Annotated in this window: 13 protein-coding genes and 1 tRNA gene; 5 read left to right on the forward strand and 9 right to left on the reverse strand. The window is 47.2% G+C overall.

Going from position 1 to position 14,872, the window contains the following annotated elements; all coding sequences use genetic code 11:
• Nucleotides 1-40: 40 nt before the first annotated feature.
• The 6 genes from EHO60_RS03430 to EHO60_RS03455 all read right to left on the reverse strand — a co-directional run bounded on the left by EHO60_RS03430 (nucleotide 41) and on the right by EHO60_RS03455 (nucleotide 4,404).
• Entirely contained in the window at nucleotides 41-676 is a 636-nt protein-coding gene (locus EHO60_RS03430) for a 50S ribosomal protein L25/general stress protein Ctc (RefSeq protein ID WP_135766786.1), read from the reverse strand.
• 18 nt (nucleotides 677-694) lie between these two features.
• Nucleotides 695-1,630, reverse strand: a complete 936-nt coding sequence (locus EHO60_RS03435; protein ID WP_135766787.1) for a ribose-phosphate diphosphokinase — start codon at nucleotides 1,628-1,630, stop codon at nucleotides 695-697.
• The gene (locus EHO60_RS03440) at nucleotides 1,630-2,385 is read right to left on the reverse strand and encodes a sugar phosphate nucleotidyltransferase (protein ID WP_135766788.1); all 756 of its coding nucleotides are present in this window, start codon (nucleotides 2,383-2,385) and stop codon (nucleotides 1,630-1,632) included. The genes EHO60_RS03435 and EHO60_RS03440 overlap by 1 nt, the downstream gene beginning before the upstream one ends.
• 25 nt (nucleotides 2,386-2,410) lie before the next feature.
• A tRNA-Gln gene (locus tag EHO60_RS03445) sits at nucleotides 2,411-2,486 on the reverse strand.
• A 10-nt stretch (nucleotides 2,487-2,496) separates the two neighbouring features.
• Nucleotides 2,497-3,390, reverse strand: a complete 894-nt coding sequence (locus tag EHO60_RS03450; RefSeq protein ID WP_135766789.1) for a 4-(cytidine 5'-diphospho)-2-C-methyl-D-erythritol kinase — start codon at nucleotides 3,388-3,390, stop codon at nucleotides 2,497-2,499.
• A 60-nt stretch (nucleotides 3,391-3,450) separates the two neighbouring features.
• Nucleotides 3,451-4,404 (reverse strand): helix-turn-helix transcriptional regulator, encoded by a 954-nt coding sequence (locus tag EHO60_RS03455; RefSeq protein ID WP_135766790.1) that lies wholly within the window; start codon nucleotides 4,402-4,404, stop codon nucleotides 3,451-3,453.
• Nucleotides 4,405-4,576: 172 nt separating this feature from the next.
• Between EHO60_RS03455 and EHO60_RS03460 the strand changes: the two genes are divergently transcribed.
• Nucleotides 4,577-5,503, forward strand: coding sequence for an NAD-dependent epimerase/dehydratase family protein (locus tag EHO60_RS03460; protein ID WP_246028118.1), 927 nt, complete (start codon nucleotides 4,577-4,579; stop codon nucleotides 5,501-5,503).
• Nucleotides 5,504-5,512: 9 nt separating this feature from the next.
• Here EHO60_RS03460 and EHO60_RS03465 read toward each other — a convergent pair whose 3' ends face one another.
• Together EHO60_RS03465 and EHO60_RS03470 are read right to left on the reverse strand one after the other, a co-directional pair.
• Nucleotides 5,513-7,093, reverse strand: a complete 1,581-nt coding sequence (locus EHO60_RS03465; protein WP_135766791.1) for an LA_3751/LA_3752 family putative glycosyltransferase — start codon at nucleotides 7,091-7,093, stop codon at nucleotides 5,513-5,515.
• 194 nt (nucleotides 7,094-7,287) lie between these two features.
• Nucleotides 7,288-7,623: an LIC10421/LIC12816 family protein gene (locus EHO60_RS03470; RefSeq protein ID WP_135766792.1), complete on the reverse strand. Its 336-nt coding sequence runs from the start codon at nucleotides 7,621-7,623 to the stop codon at nucleotides 7,288-7,290.
• Between the two features lie 517 nt (nucleotides 7,624-8,140).
• On the opposite strand from EHO60_RS03470, the gene EHO60_RS03475 reads away from it, so the two are divergent.
• Complete coding sequence (locus EHO60_RS03475; RefSeq protein ID WP_135766793.1) at nucleotides 8,141-8,563, forward strand: VOC family protein; 423 nt, start codon at nucleotides 8,141-8,143, stop codon at nucleotides 8,561-8,563.
• Nucleotides 8,564-8,572: 9 nt separating this feature from the next.
• Here EHO60_RS03475 and EHO60_RS03480 read toward each other — a convergent pair whose 3' ends face one another.
• Complete coding sequence (locus EHO60_RS03480; RefSeq protein WP_135766794.1) at nucleotides 8,573-9,604, reverse strand: helix-turn-helix transcriptional regulator; 1,032 nt, start codon at nucleotides 9,602-9,604, stop codon at nucleotides 8,573-8,575.
• Between the two features lie 158 nt (nucleotides 9,605-9,762).
• Here EHO60_RS03480 and EHO60_RS03485 point away from each other — a divergent pair, with 158 nt between their 5' ends.
• The 3 genes from EHO60_RS03485 (at nucleotide 9,763) to EHO60_RS03495 (ending at nucleotide 14,794) form a co-directional block, all read left to right on the forward strand.
• On the forward strand, nucleotides 9,763-9,984 hold the full coding sequence (locus tag EHO60_RS03485; RefSeq protein WP_135766795.1) for a hypothetical protein: 222 nt from the start codon (nucleotides 9,763-9,765) through the stop codon (nucleotides 9,982-9,984).
• Nucleotides 9,985-10,160: 176 nt separating this feature from the next.
• A complete protein-coding gene (locus tag EHO60_RS03490) occupies nucleotides 10,161-11,261 on the forward strand; it encodes a DegT/DnrJ/EryC1/StrS family aminotransferase (RefSeq protein ID WP_135766796.1) in 1,101 nt (366 codons plus the stop codon).
• Between the two features lie 185 nt (nucleotides 11,262-11,446).
• Nucleotides 11,447-14,794, forward strand: a complete 3,348-nt coding sequence (locus EHO60_RS03495) for an efflux RND transporter permease subunit (RefSeq protein ID WP_135766797.1) — start codon at nucleotides 11,447-11,449, stop codon at nucleotides 14,792-14,794.
• Nucleotides 14,795-14,872: the final 78 nt, after the last annotated feature.

Here is a 14,872-nt window from a genome sequence, read left to right on the forward strand (position 1 = left end):
TTACCGTTTTCCGAATTCTTAGACCCGAGCAAGTTCCTAATTATTTTCCGCCCTTCTTAGCGCCGCCTTTGCCCTTAGCGTCTCCGGCAGCTTCCTTAGCGTCGGCACGTTCTTGAGCCAAAAGCGCCTTGGTTTTCAGAACTGCGGCAACGATGGGATCTCCGTTCACTAAGATTTCCCAGCTAGCGGGAACCTTCAGCTCGCTCACCTTAATGGATTGGCCCACGTCCAAGTCGGATACGTCCACGACAAGGCTTTCCAGCAGGTCCTCGGGGATAGTCTTTACGCGGATCTCGTGGATCAAATGGTCGAATTGTCCGCCCATCTTGGAGCCCTTTGCGGTTCCTTCCGTACGAACTCCGATCTTAGTGACGATCTTCTTGCCCGGCTCGACCTTATAGAAGTCGACATGACGAATCCGATCCAGTTCCGGAAACCTTTGGATCTCCTTGACGTAGACCTTGTGGGTTCCTTCTCCTTCGATCTCCAGATCGATCAGAGTGGATTGACGGATGCCGGAATGCACCAACTTATCCAGCTCTTTTTCGTTTACCGAACCGGAAGAAGCCTTTCCGCTCCCAATGATGTTTATGGGCACCATTCCGGTCGCACGAAGACGATTATTGACGTTCTTGCCTGTTTCCGTTCTTTTTTTAACGGTGATTTTGTGGCTCATGGTTCCTACCCTTGTTTCCTAAATAAATAGATCGCTGACCGATTGGTTGGTCGATATTCTCTGGATCGCCGCCGAAAAAAGCGGAGCGACCGAAAGAGTCTTTAATTTCGAAATCTTTTTGGATTCCGGAATTTCGATGGAATTGGACAATACGACTTCTACGAAAGGAGTGGAATTCAATCTGTCCACTGCCTCCCCCGAAAGAACTCCGTGACTCGCGGCGCAATATACGCTCTTTGCTCCGTTTTTCAGGAGAGCATCCGCGGCTTTACAGATCGTTCCGGCCGTATCGATCATATCATCCAAAAGAATACAGTTTTTGCCCTCGATTTCCCCGATCACATGCATTACTTCGGAGACGTTGGCCTTAGGTCTTCGCTTATCAATGATCGCTAACGTAGCATTCACCTTTTTGCCGAAGGACCTTGCGCGCTCCGCTCCGCCGGAATCCGGGGACACGATCACCAAATCCTCGATATTCTTGTTCCTAAAATACTCCACCAATACCGGGTTGAAATGGAGGTTATCCACGGGAACTTTGAAGAATCCCTGGATTTGATCCGCGTGCAGATCCATGGTAATCATTCGGGTCGGCCCCATCACCTCGATCAGATCGGCAACCACTCTGGCAGAAATCGGAACCCTAGGCTCCACCTTTCTATCCTGGCGGCCGTATCCGTAGTATGGCATCACTACGGAAATACTGTTTGCGGAGGCTCTTCTTAGAGCGTCCATGATGAGAAGAAGTTCCATCAAATGGTCGTTTGCAGGAGCGGAAGTGGACTGGATCAGGAATATGTCCCTTCCACGCACGTTCTCCTCGATTTTGACCGCAATCTCACCGTCGGAAAATTTTCGAAGATTGATTTTACCTGGAGCGATTTTGAGTTCGCTACAAATTTCTTCCGCTATCGAACGGTTGGAGGAGCCGGAAAAGACCGCTATTTCGTTCATTATGCTCGAGCTCCTCCGTTTAGGATTTCCGCCAGAGCCTCCAGGTCCTGAGGTGAGTTGACCCCCTGACTTTCGCCGCTATCTTTCAGCACTACCGCGCCCAACTTCTTGCCTTCCTTTTTGTATAAAGCCACTAGATCCGGGAGATAGTATTCTCCCTGCGCATTGCTATTTCCGATTTTTTTGAGGGATTCGAATAGGGAATCGGAACTGAAAACGTACGTCCCGGTATTGATTTCCTCTATTTTCCTCTGCTCGTCCGTAGCGTCCTTCTCTTCCACGATCGCGACGACTTCTCCGGAACCGTTTCTTACGATACGACCGTATCCCTTGGGTTGGTCCACCTTTGCAGATAGTAGGGTGGCCGCAAAACCGTTTTCAACGTGGGTTTGGACCAATGCGCGGAACGTTTCTCCCGAAATCATCGGAACGTCTCCGCAAGCGACCAAAATCGGACCTCTATGCCCATTTACTGCGGATTCCGCACTCAATACCGCGTGGGCGGTCCCGAGTTGCTCTTTTTGCTCCGCGAATTTGATTCCCTCAATTCCGTTACAAAGAGCTTGAACGTCTTCTTTTTTATAACCTACGACTACGACGATATCTGCGACCCCCGCTTCCCGCAAGTGGTCGAGTACATGATTCAAGAGAGGTTTACCGTTCAAGGAAACCGCGACCTTGGGTTGGTCGGTTTTCATGCGGGTTCCCTTGCCGGCAGCGAGAACCACGGCAACAGCTTCCTTTGAGATATTCATTCGTAATCCGGTGAAATTAGAACAGTGGCTGGGCCGCTAGGATTCGAACCTAGGAAATGGCGGTACCAAAAACCGCTGCCTTACCACTTGGCGACGGCCCAGTTTCTATCTTTAATAATTAAAGCTAACAAACGTAAGATCAGGAAATTCCGCCCGCATTTTCGCAAGCAGTTCGTCCCGAATCTCCAATCCTTGAACCAATCCGTAGATGCAAGATCCGGAACCGGTCAAGGAAGAGTAGCTGGCTCCGTTTGCCAAAAAGCGCTCCTTCAATCTCCCGAGTTCCGGAAAGGTTTGGAAGGCTAACGGCTCGAAGTCGTTTACGAGCTTTCCCTCCAAATCCGCCCAATTCCCCTCTTTTAGAGCAAATCCGACGTCTTTGGCTAGAGAAGTCCAGTTTTTCGAGGGCAGGTCGGCTTGTAAAGGTTTTTTGAGTCCGGCGTACATTTCAGCTGTGGATAGAACCTGGGGCGTTAAGGCAAGAACTCCCTGTCCGGAATGAATTTCTATCTCTTGGAGGATCTCCCCTTTTCCTGAAACCAAAGCATGCCCCTCGCTTAAGAAAAAAGGAACGTCGGCGCCCACTGCGGCCGCCAGGTCGTTCAATCCGTCGGAACTAAACTCGGAAGTCAGCCCGAAAAAAAACGACAAAAGAGACGCTGCATTACTGGATCCGCCTCCCAATCCGGCGGCAGGTGGAATTCTTTTGCTCAGATGGATCCGCACTCCGGGGAGTTCTCTGTATCTGGAACGGATTTTCTGAAAGGTTTTAAATAGGATGTTTTTTGTTTGGTCCCCTTTTTCGGAGACCTCGTCGTAGAGCCGACGCTTTTCCAAAATGATTTCGTTTTCCGAAACCAACTCGAATCTACCTGGATCCAAAGGCTCGATTCGAATATCGTCTCCCCAATCGATCCGAAGAAAGACGCTCCGAATCTCATGGTAACCGTCGATTCTCTTAAACGGAATTTCCAATCCGAGATTTATCTTTGCGGGGGATAACAATGTAATTCTTGTTTGAAGAAATAAAAATCCATGTCAATCACTATCGATTCATCTTCGAACTCAGGTTTCTATTTCACCGAGTTGCTCCTTCCAATACGCCTGCAATCTTTGCTTCAAACTCGTCGGGCTTTTTAGAATCACGCTGTTCCCGAACCCTTTTAACGTGGATAAAAACCAGTCTTCATTTCGGATATTCGTTCGAGAAAGATAAAACACCGTTCCCCGAATCCGGACGGACTCTTTCGTTCTTTCCAAACCGAAACGACGGTGAAGGTTGAAATAAACTTCCGCAGTATGGAAAATCTCGGCGACCGCACCTTCCTTTCCCGAGGATCTCAGAAATTGCTTCAACCTAGAGATCGCCTTTTTCCTTTCCTGGTCGGGAACCTGAATCGATTTTTCTTCCGTCCTTTCGAAGGTCAAAATCGAATCCAAGCGAAAAGACCTAGGTGCATTGCGAGTATGACAAAATCCGATCAGATACTCTTCCTTATAACTCAATAGCCCCCAAGGATCCACCTTCCGTTTTACGGGAGAAGTTTCACCCTGAGCTTGGTACTCCAAAAGAACGGATTTTTGTCTTTCGATCGCTTCCGTTAATTGCGATTTCAATTCTCCCGAATCCAAAATTCCCGAGGAAGGTAGGACGGTATGGATCTTCCGCAAAGAGGAAAGAAGGATTTGTCTGCGTTCCGGATCGACTTCTTTCTGTTCCTCTTCCAATAACAAGCTACGAATTCCTGACCATTCGCGGACACTCATGGTCAAGCCTTCCTGCATCCGATTCGGCAACCGAATTCCGATGGTCTCTCCGTCATAATCGATTTCCACGAGCTGGTCCGGAGTATAAGGATAGGAACCGACCATGTAGAGTTTTCCCAATTCCTTTTTCAGATCCGAGATTTCCTTTACACCGGAATATTTGGAAAGATCCTCCAAAGTCATCCGACGATTTTCCCGCAAAAGACCGATCAACGCCAATTTTGTCTGTAATTTCCTCGTCGTAGGATTCATCCGAAAGTCAGACTCTCGAAAAAAATCCTACGTTTCAATCGGAAAAACGATGAGGAGGAATACGGTAAGAAAGCGATTCGAATCGAATTTTTTGATTGAGACAGGTTCGTTCAAGTGGAAAGATTCCGTAGGATATAGAATGGAATCTGATCTTTCCAGAATTCGGAAAGAAATGAGAGAACGCAAAATGAAAATATTGATCACCGGCGCGACCGGATTTTTAGGCCAAAGGATCGTATACCTACTCAAAAAGGAGGGCGGAAATGAAATCTATGCTCTCGCAAGAAATCAAAAATCCGCAAAGAATATCGAGAAGATGGGGATCAAAGTCGTTTATGGCGATTTAGGAGAACCTGTGGTTCTGAAAAAATCCCTGGAGGAACTCTCTCCGAACGCGATTCTCCATTTAGCCGCCGAAATCGCAACACAGAGAAATACGAAATTATTGTGGCAGGTCAATCATGAAGGAACCAAAAACCTCTACGAGGCTGCGAAAGGTCTCGGCTTAAAGCGCTTCCTTTTTGCGAGCACGGTAGTCGTAGGAGAAGCGGGAGGAGAACTGCTTTCGGAGGAAAAACCGCTGAATGTCGAAACGGAATACGGCAAAACCAAACAGGCCTCGGAAGCGATGCTCTTAAAGGCCTACCAAACTGAATCCTTTCCCGCAGTGATCCTCAGACCCTCTCATATCTACGGACCCGGAGGATGGTTCGCGGATTTGATAAAAGATATGAAGATCGGATTGTTTCGAATCCCCGGATCGGGCAAAAACTATTGGGACGTGGTACATGTGGACGACGTCGCGGCAGCCTTTGTCAAAGCGCTTCATTCCGGCAAAGCGGGGGAAATCTATCATATCGCTGACGACACTCCGGTTTTGATGGAGGACTTTTTCAACGAAGCGGGAAGCTATTTAGGAAAACGTAAAATAGGGCACGCTCCGATCTTTCTGGCAAACCTACTGAGAGGGAAGGATCCGGTTCGCGCTGCGACCAGGTCGGCCCGCAGTTCCAATACCAAATTAAAAGGCCTAGGCTGGAAACCCGAATATCCGGATTATCGTTCCGGTCTAAAACATACGTTCCAGAGCATGGCTTGATGACCTTTCCTACTGCCGGATCCTTTTTCTTTGCATAGAAAAGATGATGACGTCCGGCAGATTCCCTACTAGAGACGGCTCGAAATCATTTCCCAAACGGGAAACTACGGAATTGAAGTAGGGGTTCTTCACGAAAGGAGCCTCCGAAAGAGTCGCAGGGTCCATCAATACCTTGGCTTGGACGAACAAAATCTTATCGAATTTCCCGGGGTCGTTCCTCAGGAAAAACTTATCCAAAGATGTTCCGTCAAAAAGAGTCACGCAAGGAACTTCGAAAAAATTCTCCCCCAAGATCTGGGAATACGTACGGATCTGAACCGCAATCAGGTCCGGTTTCTGCTCGGTGTAAATCTTATGCAGGACTGTTGTGCGTTTGCCGTATTTCGCAAGTATGGAAGTGTACTTCACGGTAATATATGAGGAAAAAAGAATACAACAAAAAACGAGAATCTTTCCCGCCTTTTCCCACCTAGGCTTGGATTTTAACTTGTCCAGGAAGGTAAGAACAAATCCGGCAAAACAAGGAATCGTCAAATGCAAGTATCTAGTGCCGAAATCAATAATCCCATCGTTCGGAGCCGCCGCCACAAGGCCGATAAAACCCGCAATTCCGGACTGGATCAAAAGATTCCCGCCTTTCGTCGAATCGACCGCTTCCTCTTGAGAGCGCAAAAAACCTCGAGAGGAAAAGAGAAAATACAGGGAAAACCAAAATAAAAAGAAGAACAAAGGCATGTAGGCAAAAAAGCCCAACCGATTAAAACTGAAAAAAAGAAGCCCACGATAAATTTCCAGCTTTGCCAAAGGAGAAAGGAACATCGTCGGTTGATTAAAAGAAAATCTAGGGCCGAGAGGGAGTCCGTAGAAGAAGGTTTGCATCCCGATCAAAAACGAAAGACCGAGCAAAATCCCGATAGAAAATCCTAAAACGGAAATCCGATCTCTGGATCCTCGCACGGCATCGAAAATTAGAAATGCCGTAAAGGAAAGGCAGAATCCGATGGATTCGATTCGAAACCATCCGGAAGAAGCCGATAAGAATCCCGCAAACAAAAACGGTAAAGAGCTTCCTCGAGTTCGATTTTTTAGAACGAGGGCGACGCCTGAGAAAAATAGCAAGCAAGCAAGCCCCACATCCGGAAAAAAATAACCGTTTACCACGAACGGGGAGCCGAAGACCAGTATGAATAGAAAAAGAAGATTCCTTCTCCATAGCATGGAAAGAATAAAAATCGTAGTGGAAACAAGAATCGCATTCACTACATAAACCCCGGTGATTCCGCCCCAGGGTAAAATCAGTGCATACACGAAACCTAAGGCCACCGGAAAGGGACTTACGATCTTGCCTCTGATGCGAATGCATTCGGTCGGGCAAAATTCCGATTCCGGATCCAATTTCGAGGAAGGCAACTCCAGCTCGCCGGACACAAAACCGCTTCTAGAGATGGATTCCCCCAAAACGAATTTAGCCAAGTGATCCGAATATAACTGCTCCACCGGTTTCAATAAAAACAGAAACAATAAGGGAGACAAAACCAGAAGGAAGAAGGAAAGAGTCCGAAAGCGACCCGAGTCTAAAAAAGGGGACACGGTTCGCTAAGCTAAACCCGAAGAAGGAGGAGACAATCTTTTTTTAGTGGCAGCTTTTTGGGAAGATAAGACCCTTTCCTAGGACCAATCTACTGCTAAATGATTCAGTCCTACCGTTCCCGCTTGCTTTATAAATAAAAAAAGGCGCCCGAAAGCGCCCTCTATCGAAGTGGACTTCGAAGAATTTAAGACTGTTAAAGGTTGTTCAAAAATTCTTGAGTTCTCTGAGCTTCTCTTTCCAAAGCAGCGGCTTGTTTCAGAAATTTTTCCGATTGAGCATTGCTAGCCAGAAATTTACCACCAGTAGAACGTCTTGCAAGAGCTCTCAACTCTTCCACACGCTCCATCTTTTGTTGAGCAAGAGCTTTTAAGTAGGTCCCAACGGCAACTTTTTGTTCCTTGGTGACTGCTGCAGAAACTAGGGCTTGCTCAAGCAAACGATCTTCAGTATCTTGCGAAACTGCAAATACGGAAGAACTAGCTAAGAAACCAGCGATTAGAAGAAGAGAAATCGTTTTGTTAACTTTCATGGACTTGAAACCTCTCAATGAGTTATTTATATTTTTAATTCTCGTTATCGCTTATATCCATAAGACTGATACATGTTTTCAATTGGAATAAAAAAATTAAAAAAGGATAAAAAAAAGAAAATCCATCGTTAAGCGAAGAGGCAGAGAAAAGCACTTCATATTATCATGTATTAGATTTGTATAATTTTATAAAAAACCTTCAACGCATGCCGTAAATCATGCGATCCGCAAATAAAACAGGCGACTTTCCATATCGAAAACGAGACATGCACGTTTCTAATACAATTTTCGTATAGAAGATCGAGTTTTTCAAGAAAAATAGAAATTCGAAAATCAAAAAATGCCTATTTTTTAGGCACAATTTTTAAGCAATATGCCTGTTGGATATGCAAAAAAGGGCCGAAAATCCCCTTTTTTGCGGAATTTCCCAAAATGGGATTTTTTCAATGGATCGCTTTTCAACTCGAGAAAAGCCGGAAGACTAGTCCAAAATCATCGTTTTTAAAACAGGATATTTATGCGCTATTTGCACGCTATGATTCGAGTCTTTGATCTAGATTCCGCATTGGATTTCTTTTGCGACAAACTCGGCTTGGTCCAAACGAGACAGAGCGAACATCCGGAAGGAAAATTTACCCTGGTATTTCTCTCTGATGGATCGTCTAACGCACCCGAGATCGAACTAACTTATAACTGGGAACAAAAGGACAGATACACATCGGGCAGAAACTTCGGACACCTTGCCTTCGAAGTGGAAAACATTTACGAAACGTGTGAACGTCTGGTATCCAAAGGGATTACGATCAACAGACCGCCTCGCGACGGAAGAATGGCTTTTGTTCGCTCTCCCGATTCGATCTCGGTGGAATTGTTGCAAAAAGGAAAGTCGCTGGCGCCTGCCGAACCTTGGAAAAGCATGCAGAATACCGGAGAGTGGTAGGCTTTTTTCTTAAGAAAAATCGGAACCGTAACTTTCCGCGAGAAACGAAAGGGAATCCTTAAGCCTCTTCTTTAATTCTTCCGGTTCTATCTTTTCCAGAGCACTACCTTCTTTCCATAAAAAAGGAAGCAATCCTTCCAGATTGGTGCATTCGAAGCGGATCATATTTCCTTCCTGAGTCAGAGGAATTCCGGACAAGAACTGTTTGGCTTTTACCAAGGCTTCACTCTTGCAAAGCAAAGAGACCTTCCTGGGTTCGTGTACGGGAAAGAGGGCCGCGTGGACGATCTGGTCTTCCCAGGTCTCGGCCTTAGCTCCCCTCTTTTGATAAATGAAGTCGCCTTCCAGGATTTCCGCTTCCAAAATCTTGGTTAGGATCAACCTTTTCTTGATCTTTTCGGAGCGATCGTAGGCCAAAAGATAATAATCCTCTCCTCCTCTTCTGAGCAAACGGACAGGATCGACTTCTATAAAATACGAATCCTCGGGAAAGGTCTTAAAATATTTCAGCCGGAGAGGGCTTCGGTTTTTTAGCGCCTCCAAAACGGAAAAAGCGATCTGTCCGGATTCGTCGGAAATCTCCCGAGGCTCTTCTTTCAATTCCGGAAAAAAACCCAATTCTCCCGCGAATATCTTCTGCGCCGCCGTATAGAGTTCGTATCTGGGAGACTCGGAATACGCTTCCAAGAGGACAGCGGAGATTTCTCTCAGCTCATTCGGATCGAATCGCAGAGATTTTGCCCAAGGATCGGTTTCCAAAACATAAACAAAATCTTTGTCGTGCTTTTGAGGATAGTACCGAATTCGAAAACCTAAGGATTCCAATTCCTGGATGTCTCGGGAAAGTTTTCTTCGATCCGAGTCCTTGTTCTCGTTATCATAGAATTCTCCCATAATGTCCTTTAATCCGGAAAGGGTCAGTCCTTCCGGAAACTGAAAGAAATTAAAGAGCAGTGTGAGAAGACGGGATTCCGTCGGATTCATTTCCCTCGGCTCGATTCCCAGTTCGGGATCGGACTCGAATTCTTCCTGTTGTTCCATGGACACAAGCAGAGAATCGGGAATCGGTAGGACGGAGGCAACCAGGAAATCTCGGATTCTTAAGATTCGCCCGCAGGAGAAAAAACCGCTTGAAGTACCCGAAAGCCGGGAAAAACTCCGGATGCCCTCAAAAGAAATCTCGGGCCTGGAACCGTATCATGGTGAAAATTTTCAGTTATATCATCCCGAATCTTGCAGGATTGGCGCTGATCCTATTAGGTTGGTGGACCACGATCATCAACGTCGCCACCCTTCGATTCGCAGGAGAATCCTACTTTAACAAATGGACTTATACCGGATTAGGACTAATCATCGTGGGGGCGTACCTGCCGGAAATTTGGATCGGAATCAGAAACAAACTCTTCGGAGAAAAGTCCTAGACGAATCACCGTCTCGATTTCTTAAGGTAAAAAGTCTAGACAATCTTTCTCTACTCTCGGATTTTTGGAGTTAGAGAAAGATTCGTTCTCTCGGGTAGATTTGAAAAAAATCTTTACGAGCAATGTACATGCATTACAATGCGACATAATATAGAGACTGGAACCTGAGACGTTCAATGAGCGCGGAAACAGAAGTAATAGAAAAAACCGGCCGAAAGAAAACCGAGATCGAGTACAGCAAGCCCACCCTCTCCAGAGAGGATTTAAAAACGGTACTAGAGGCTCTCGTCGAAGACCACCTTTCCACCGGATCTATCACTTCCCGCTTTGAGAAAGCCTTTTCGTCCACTTTCCGTACGAAAAACGTAATTTCCACCAATAGCCTGACTGCCGCATACCATCTGGCCTTACTCTCTCTAGAGATCCAGCCCGGAGATAAAGTGGTCCTGTCCACCTTCGCCCCTTTGGCCGCTCTGGATGCGATTTTTCTACTCCAAGCAAAACCTTCCGTTTTGGACCTCGACCGGCATTCCTTCCACCTCAATCGATCCGGATTGACTGCTTCCCTGGAAGACCCGAGCGTAAAAGCGATCATACTCGATCACACTTTCGGATCTCTAGTGGATTTTTCCCAATACGATTTCCGTGGAATTCCCACGATCGAGGATTTTTCCGAAGCGGTCGGAGCGAGAACGGAAACCTTCACTCCCGGAAAACAAGGAAAGCTCTCTATTTGCGGCCTGTCCGTGGAATACCTGATCACGACAGGGAATGGAGCCTTGGTCTGCACCGAAGACGATTCCTTGGCAAAAAAAATCAGGGCAAGAAAAAACGGACAAGATCCCTATCCGAGAAAAGACGGACAACCGAGATTGGATTACGATATGATCGATTACCAAGCCGCTCTCGGAATCGAACAATTGTCCAATTTGGGGGTCATCCTGGAGCGAAAAAGGAAAATCGCTCAGGTGTATCTACAATCCATACAAGGTTCTCAGGTTTCCACACATTACAACGATCCGACCACGGATACATTCAATCGATTCGTAATCTTAGCGCCCGGAAACTACGACCAAGCGGAGAGATATTTCCGCTCTCTGCAAATCGGAACGAGACGCACCGCCGACGAACCCATCCATCACATTTTAGAATTGGGAAACGCGGATTTTCCGAACGGAGAACGACTTTACCAAAGAGGCCATTGCGTTCCGATTTATCCCAACCTGACCAAGGATAATATCCAGAGAATTGCACAGGCAATCCGCCGGATTTATTAGTTCGGACCAAAAATCTTTTCCTTCAAAAGTCCGCCAGACCCCGAAAAAAGAATTCTAAATTTCTATTTTTCGCGTCGCGATAAATTCTTTCCGAAAAAATAGAACACGTCGAAATAGACCTTTAAAGTCGCTCGAACTTCTCTCTTCCCCAAATCCGAGGAAAGACATTCAGCCGAGGAGGCCTCTTGAACATCGCGCTTCTTTCCATAAAACGTCCGATTTTTATTACGAGCTTAGTAATCCTAATGCTTCTGACAGGATTGGTTTCTCTATCACGTATGGGGGTGGATCTTTTCCCCGACGTAAATATTCCGGTAGTCTCGGTAACTACGATTTATCCCGGTGCCGGCCCCGAAGAAATCGAGGAATTGATTTCCAAGCCTTTGGAGGAGGAACTTTCCTCCATTTCGGGCTTGAAGAAAATCGTTTCCCGAAACCAGGAAGGAGTCTCCGTCGTCTCAGGAGAATTTACGCTTTCCACCGATATCAAGTACGCGGAGCAGCAGTTCAGAGACAAAGTCGGATTGGTTCGTCCTAAATTGCCGGACGGAATCAAGGAACCGAAAGTCGTCCGCTTCGATCCAGCCGACCAGCCTATCGTTCGTTTGGCGGTATTCGCCGATTTAGGACAGGCACAACTCTATGATCTCGCCAAGGAAACGGTAAAGGCAAAGCTGGAACAGATCAACGGGGTCGGTTCCGTCAAGTTGGTGGGAGGAACGAGAAGAGAAATCCAAATCGAATTGGATCGAAACAAGCTCATCTCGTACCAGATGCCGATGGTGGTGATCGCCAACCGCTTGAAATCCGCCGGCTTAAACGTGCCGGTGGGTAAATTCGAATCGGGCACCAGGGAAACTTCCTATAGAACTTTAGGACGCTACGAAAGTCTCAGACAAATCGAAAATACCATCGTCTCTTTCGGCGGTGACGTGGGAAATTCCGTTCTTATCAAGGAACTTGGAACGGTCCGCGATGGAACGGAAGACGAAGAAACATTAGGATACCTTTGGGCTTCGAAGAGCGACGTCGTGGAAGAGGAAGACGTGGGATTCTTTGCTCATCCGTTTATCTGGATCGGTCAAAGCGCTCGGAAGATCAAAGCCTTGTTCTCCTCCAAAAAAACCGAAGTCGAAGAAAAGGAATTAAAACCTGCGCTTTTTATCGACGTGTACAAGCAATCGGGGGGAAACACGGTCGCCGTAGCGGACGAGGTTTTGAAACGGATCGATAAATTGAACGCGGATCTCAAACCCCTCGCCGGGAACCCCAAGATCCGTCTCATCCGGGACGGATCCCGCTGGATTCGCTACAACGTGGAGGACGTCACTGAGGCCATCGTACTCGGGGTTCTATTGGCGGTCATTACGGTCTATTTTTTCTTAGGAAACTTCAGGTCTACCGTGATCACCGGCTTGGCCCTTCCAAACTCCATGTTAGGGGCATTCATTTTGATGTGGATCATGGGATTTACGATCAACGTAATGACCCTCTTGGCCCTTTCTTTAGCCGTAGGGCTACTGGTGGATGACGCGATCGTAGTGCGCGAAAATATTTTCCGAAAATTGGAAGAAGGGCATAACGTTCTAGAAGCCTCCGAAAAAGGAACGATGGAAGTGGCTCTTGCGGTCGTAGGTACATCTCTCACCGTGATCGCCGTGTTTTTCCCCGTAGGATTTTTGTCCGGAATTGTCGGACAATTTTTCAAACAGTTCGGTCTGACCGTGGTCTTTGCGATGATCATTTCCCTCTTTGACGGTCTTTTTGTCGCACCGATGCTTTCCGCTTATTTTGCGGGAAAATTGGATCATAGCAAACGGAATAAAGCCGTGGAAGCCTTCGACAAATTCCAAACTTGGCTGGAAAAGATTTACGGAATCGCGATGAAGTTTGCTTTGGCGCATCCGGGAAAAATCATTCTTTTAACGTTTCTGATCTTCGTACTTTCTTTAGTGAGCTGTCGCTTCGTCAAAAAGACCTTCTTACCAGCCAACGACCAAGGAGAATTCCTGGTCACGCTGGATCTTCCCCCAGGAACGAGTCTCCAAGGAACGAAGGAAGTCGCGGACAAGGTCTTGCTCGAACTTCAGAAATTTCCGGAGATGGACAAAATCGCGATCACGATCGGAAAACCGGATGGGGGAGAGCCGAATACGGCGACTCTAGCCGTAGCTCTAGTCTCTTCCAAAAAGAGAAAAAAGACCACGGTAGCGATCAAAGACGCGATCCGCGATGTTCTAAAAAGTTACGCCTATGCGAGACCTGCAGTTTCCGATTATTCCGCGGTAGGTGGAGGGGTTCAGTATCCCTTCCAGCTCGTCATCAAGGGGGATAACCTCGCGGAAATGGAGGCGTATTCTAAGAAAGTTCTGGATCGGTTAAAATCCGTCGTCGATCTCGCGGATATAGATACGGATTATCGTGCCGGAAAACCGGAGTACCAGATCACTCTGGATAACTCGCGTATGCAACTGGTGGGGGTTCTTCCCGGAGTGGCCGGATCTGAATTGAGATACCAAATCGCGGGGGACACAGTCAGCAAATTCTACGACAAGGGGATTGAATACGATGTTCGTATGAGACTCCATCCGGACCAACGGAATTTGAGGGTGGCGTACGGGCAAACTAAGGTTCCGAATATCGCCAATAAGCTGATCCCTCTAGCGGCTATCGGTTCCGGCAAGGAAACGGTGGGGCCCGCAAGGATCAACCGGATCGATCGGGCCAGAACCATCGTGATTAATGCGAATCTTGCCCCAGGAGGCGCAATCCAAAGCGCGACGGAGGAAGCCACTAAAATCATGTCCACGGAAATCAAACCGCCTCCCGGAGTTCGGTTCAACTTCCAAGGACAGTCCGAGGACTTTAAAGAATTGATCGTGAACATTTTAGTCGCATTCGGACTGGCATTAGTGTTCATCTATCTGGTTCTTTCTTCTCTCTACGAATCCTTCATCACGCCGGTGACGATTTTATTCGCGATCCCCCCGGCGATTTCGGGAGCATTCTTCGCGTTGTTCGTAACGGGGGAAATGCTCAACCTATTCTCCATGATCGGTCTCATCCTATTAATGGGTCTCGTGGCGAAAAACTCGATTCTCTTAGTCGATTATGCGATGCAGGCCATCCGGGATAGAGGGATTTCCAGAAATGAGGCGATTTACGAAGCCGGCCTAGTACGGTTGAGGCCGATTTTGATGACCTCTCTCGCCATGATTATGGGAACGGTTCCGATCGCTTTAGGATTGGGAGAAGCGGCAAAATCCAGAACCGCAATGGGGATAGCGATTATCGGAGGATTGATCCTTTCTACTTTGGTCACTCTGATCGTAGTTCCTTCCATTTTCGGAGGGATCGACAGATTCCGGGAGTGGATAGAGACCAAATTCCGCCCCGACATGAGCGCGACCGTTTCTCATACGGCAGCAGCCGGGGAAAACAACCACCGTCACACCGCGGATCTTTCCGATTGGGCAAAGGCAGTAACGGAAGAGCCGCCTAAAAAAAGTACGGCTTCGAAAAAGAAGAAATAAGGAAAGATTCAGGGAAGCCCTTCCGAAAAAAGGAGAGGCTTCCCGATTTCTTCGTCCTATCGAAGTATCGGAAAGGCT

This window comes from Leptospira fletcheri (assembly GCF_004769195.1).
In the GTDB taxonomy this organism is placed as follows: Bacteria; Spirochaetota; Leptospiria; order Leptospirales; family Leptospiraceae; genus Leptospira_B; species Leptospira_B fletcheri.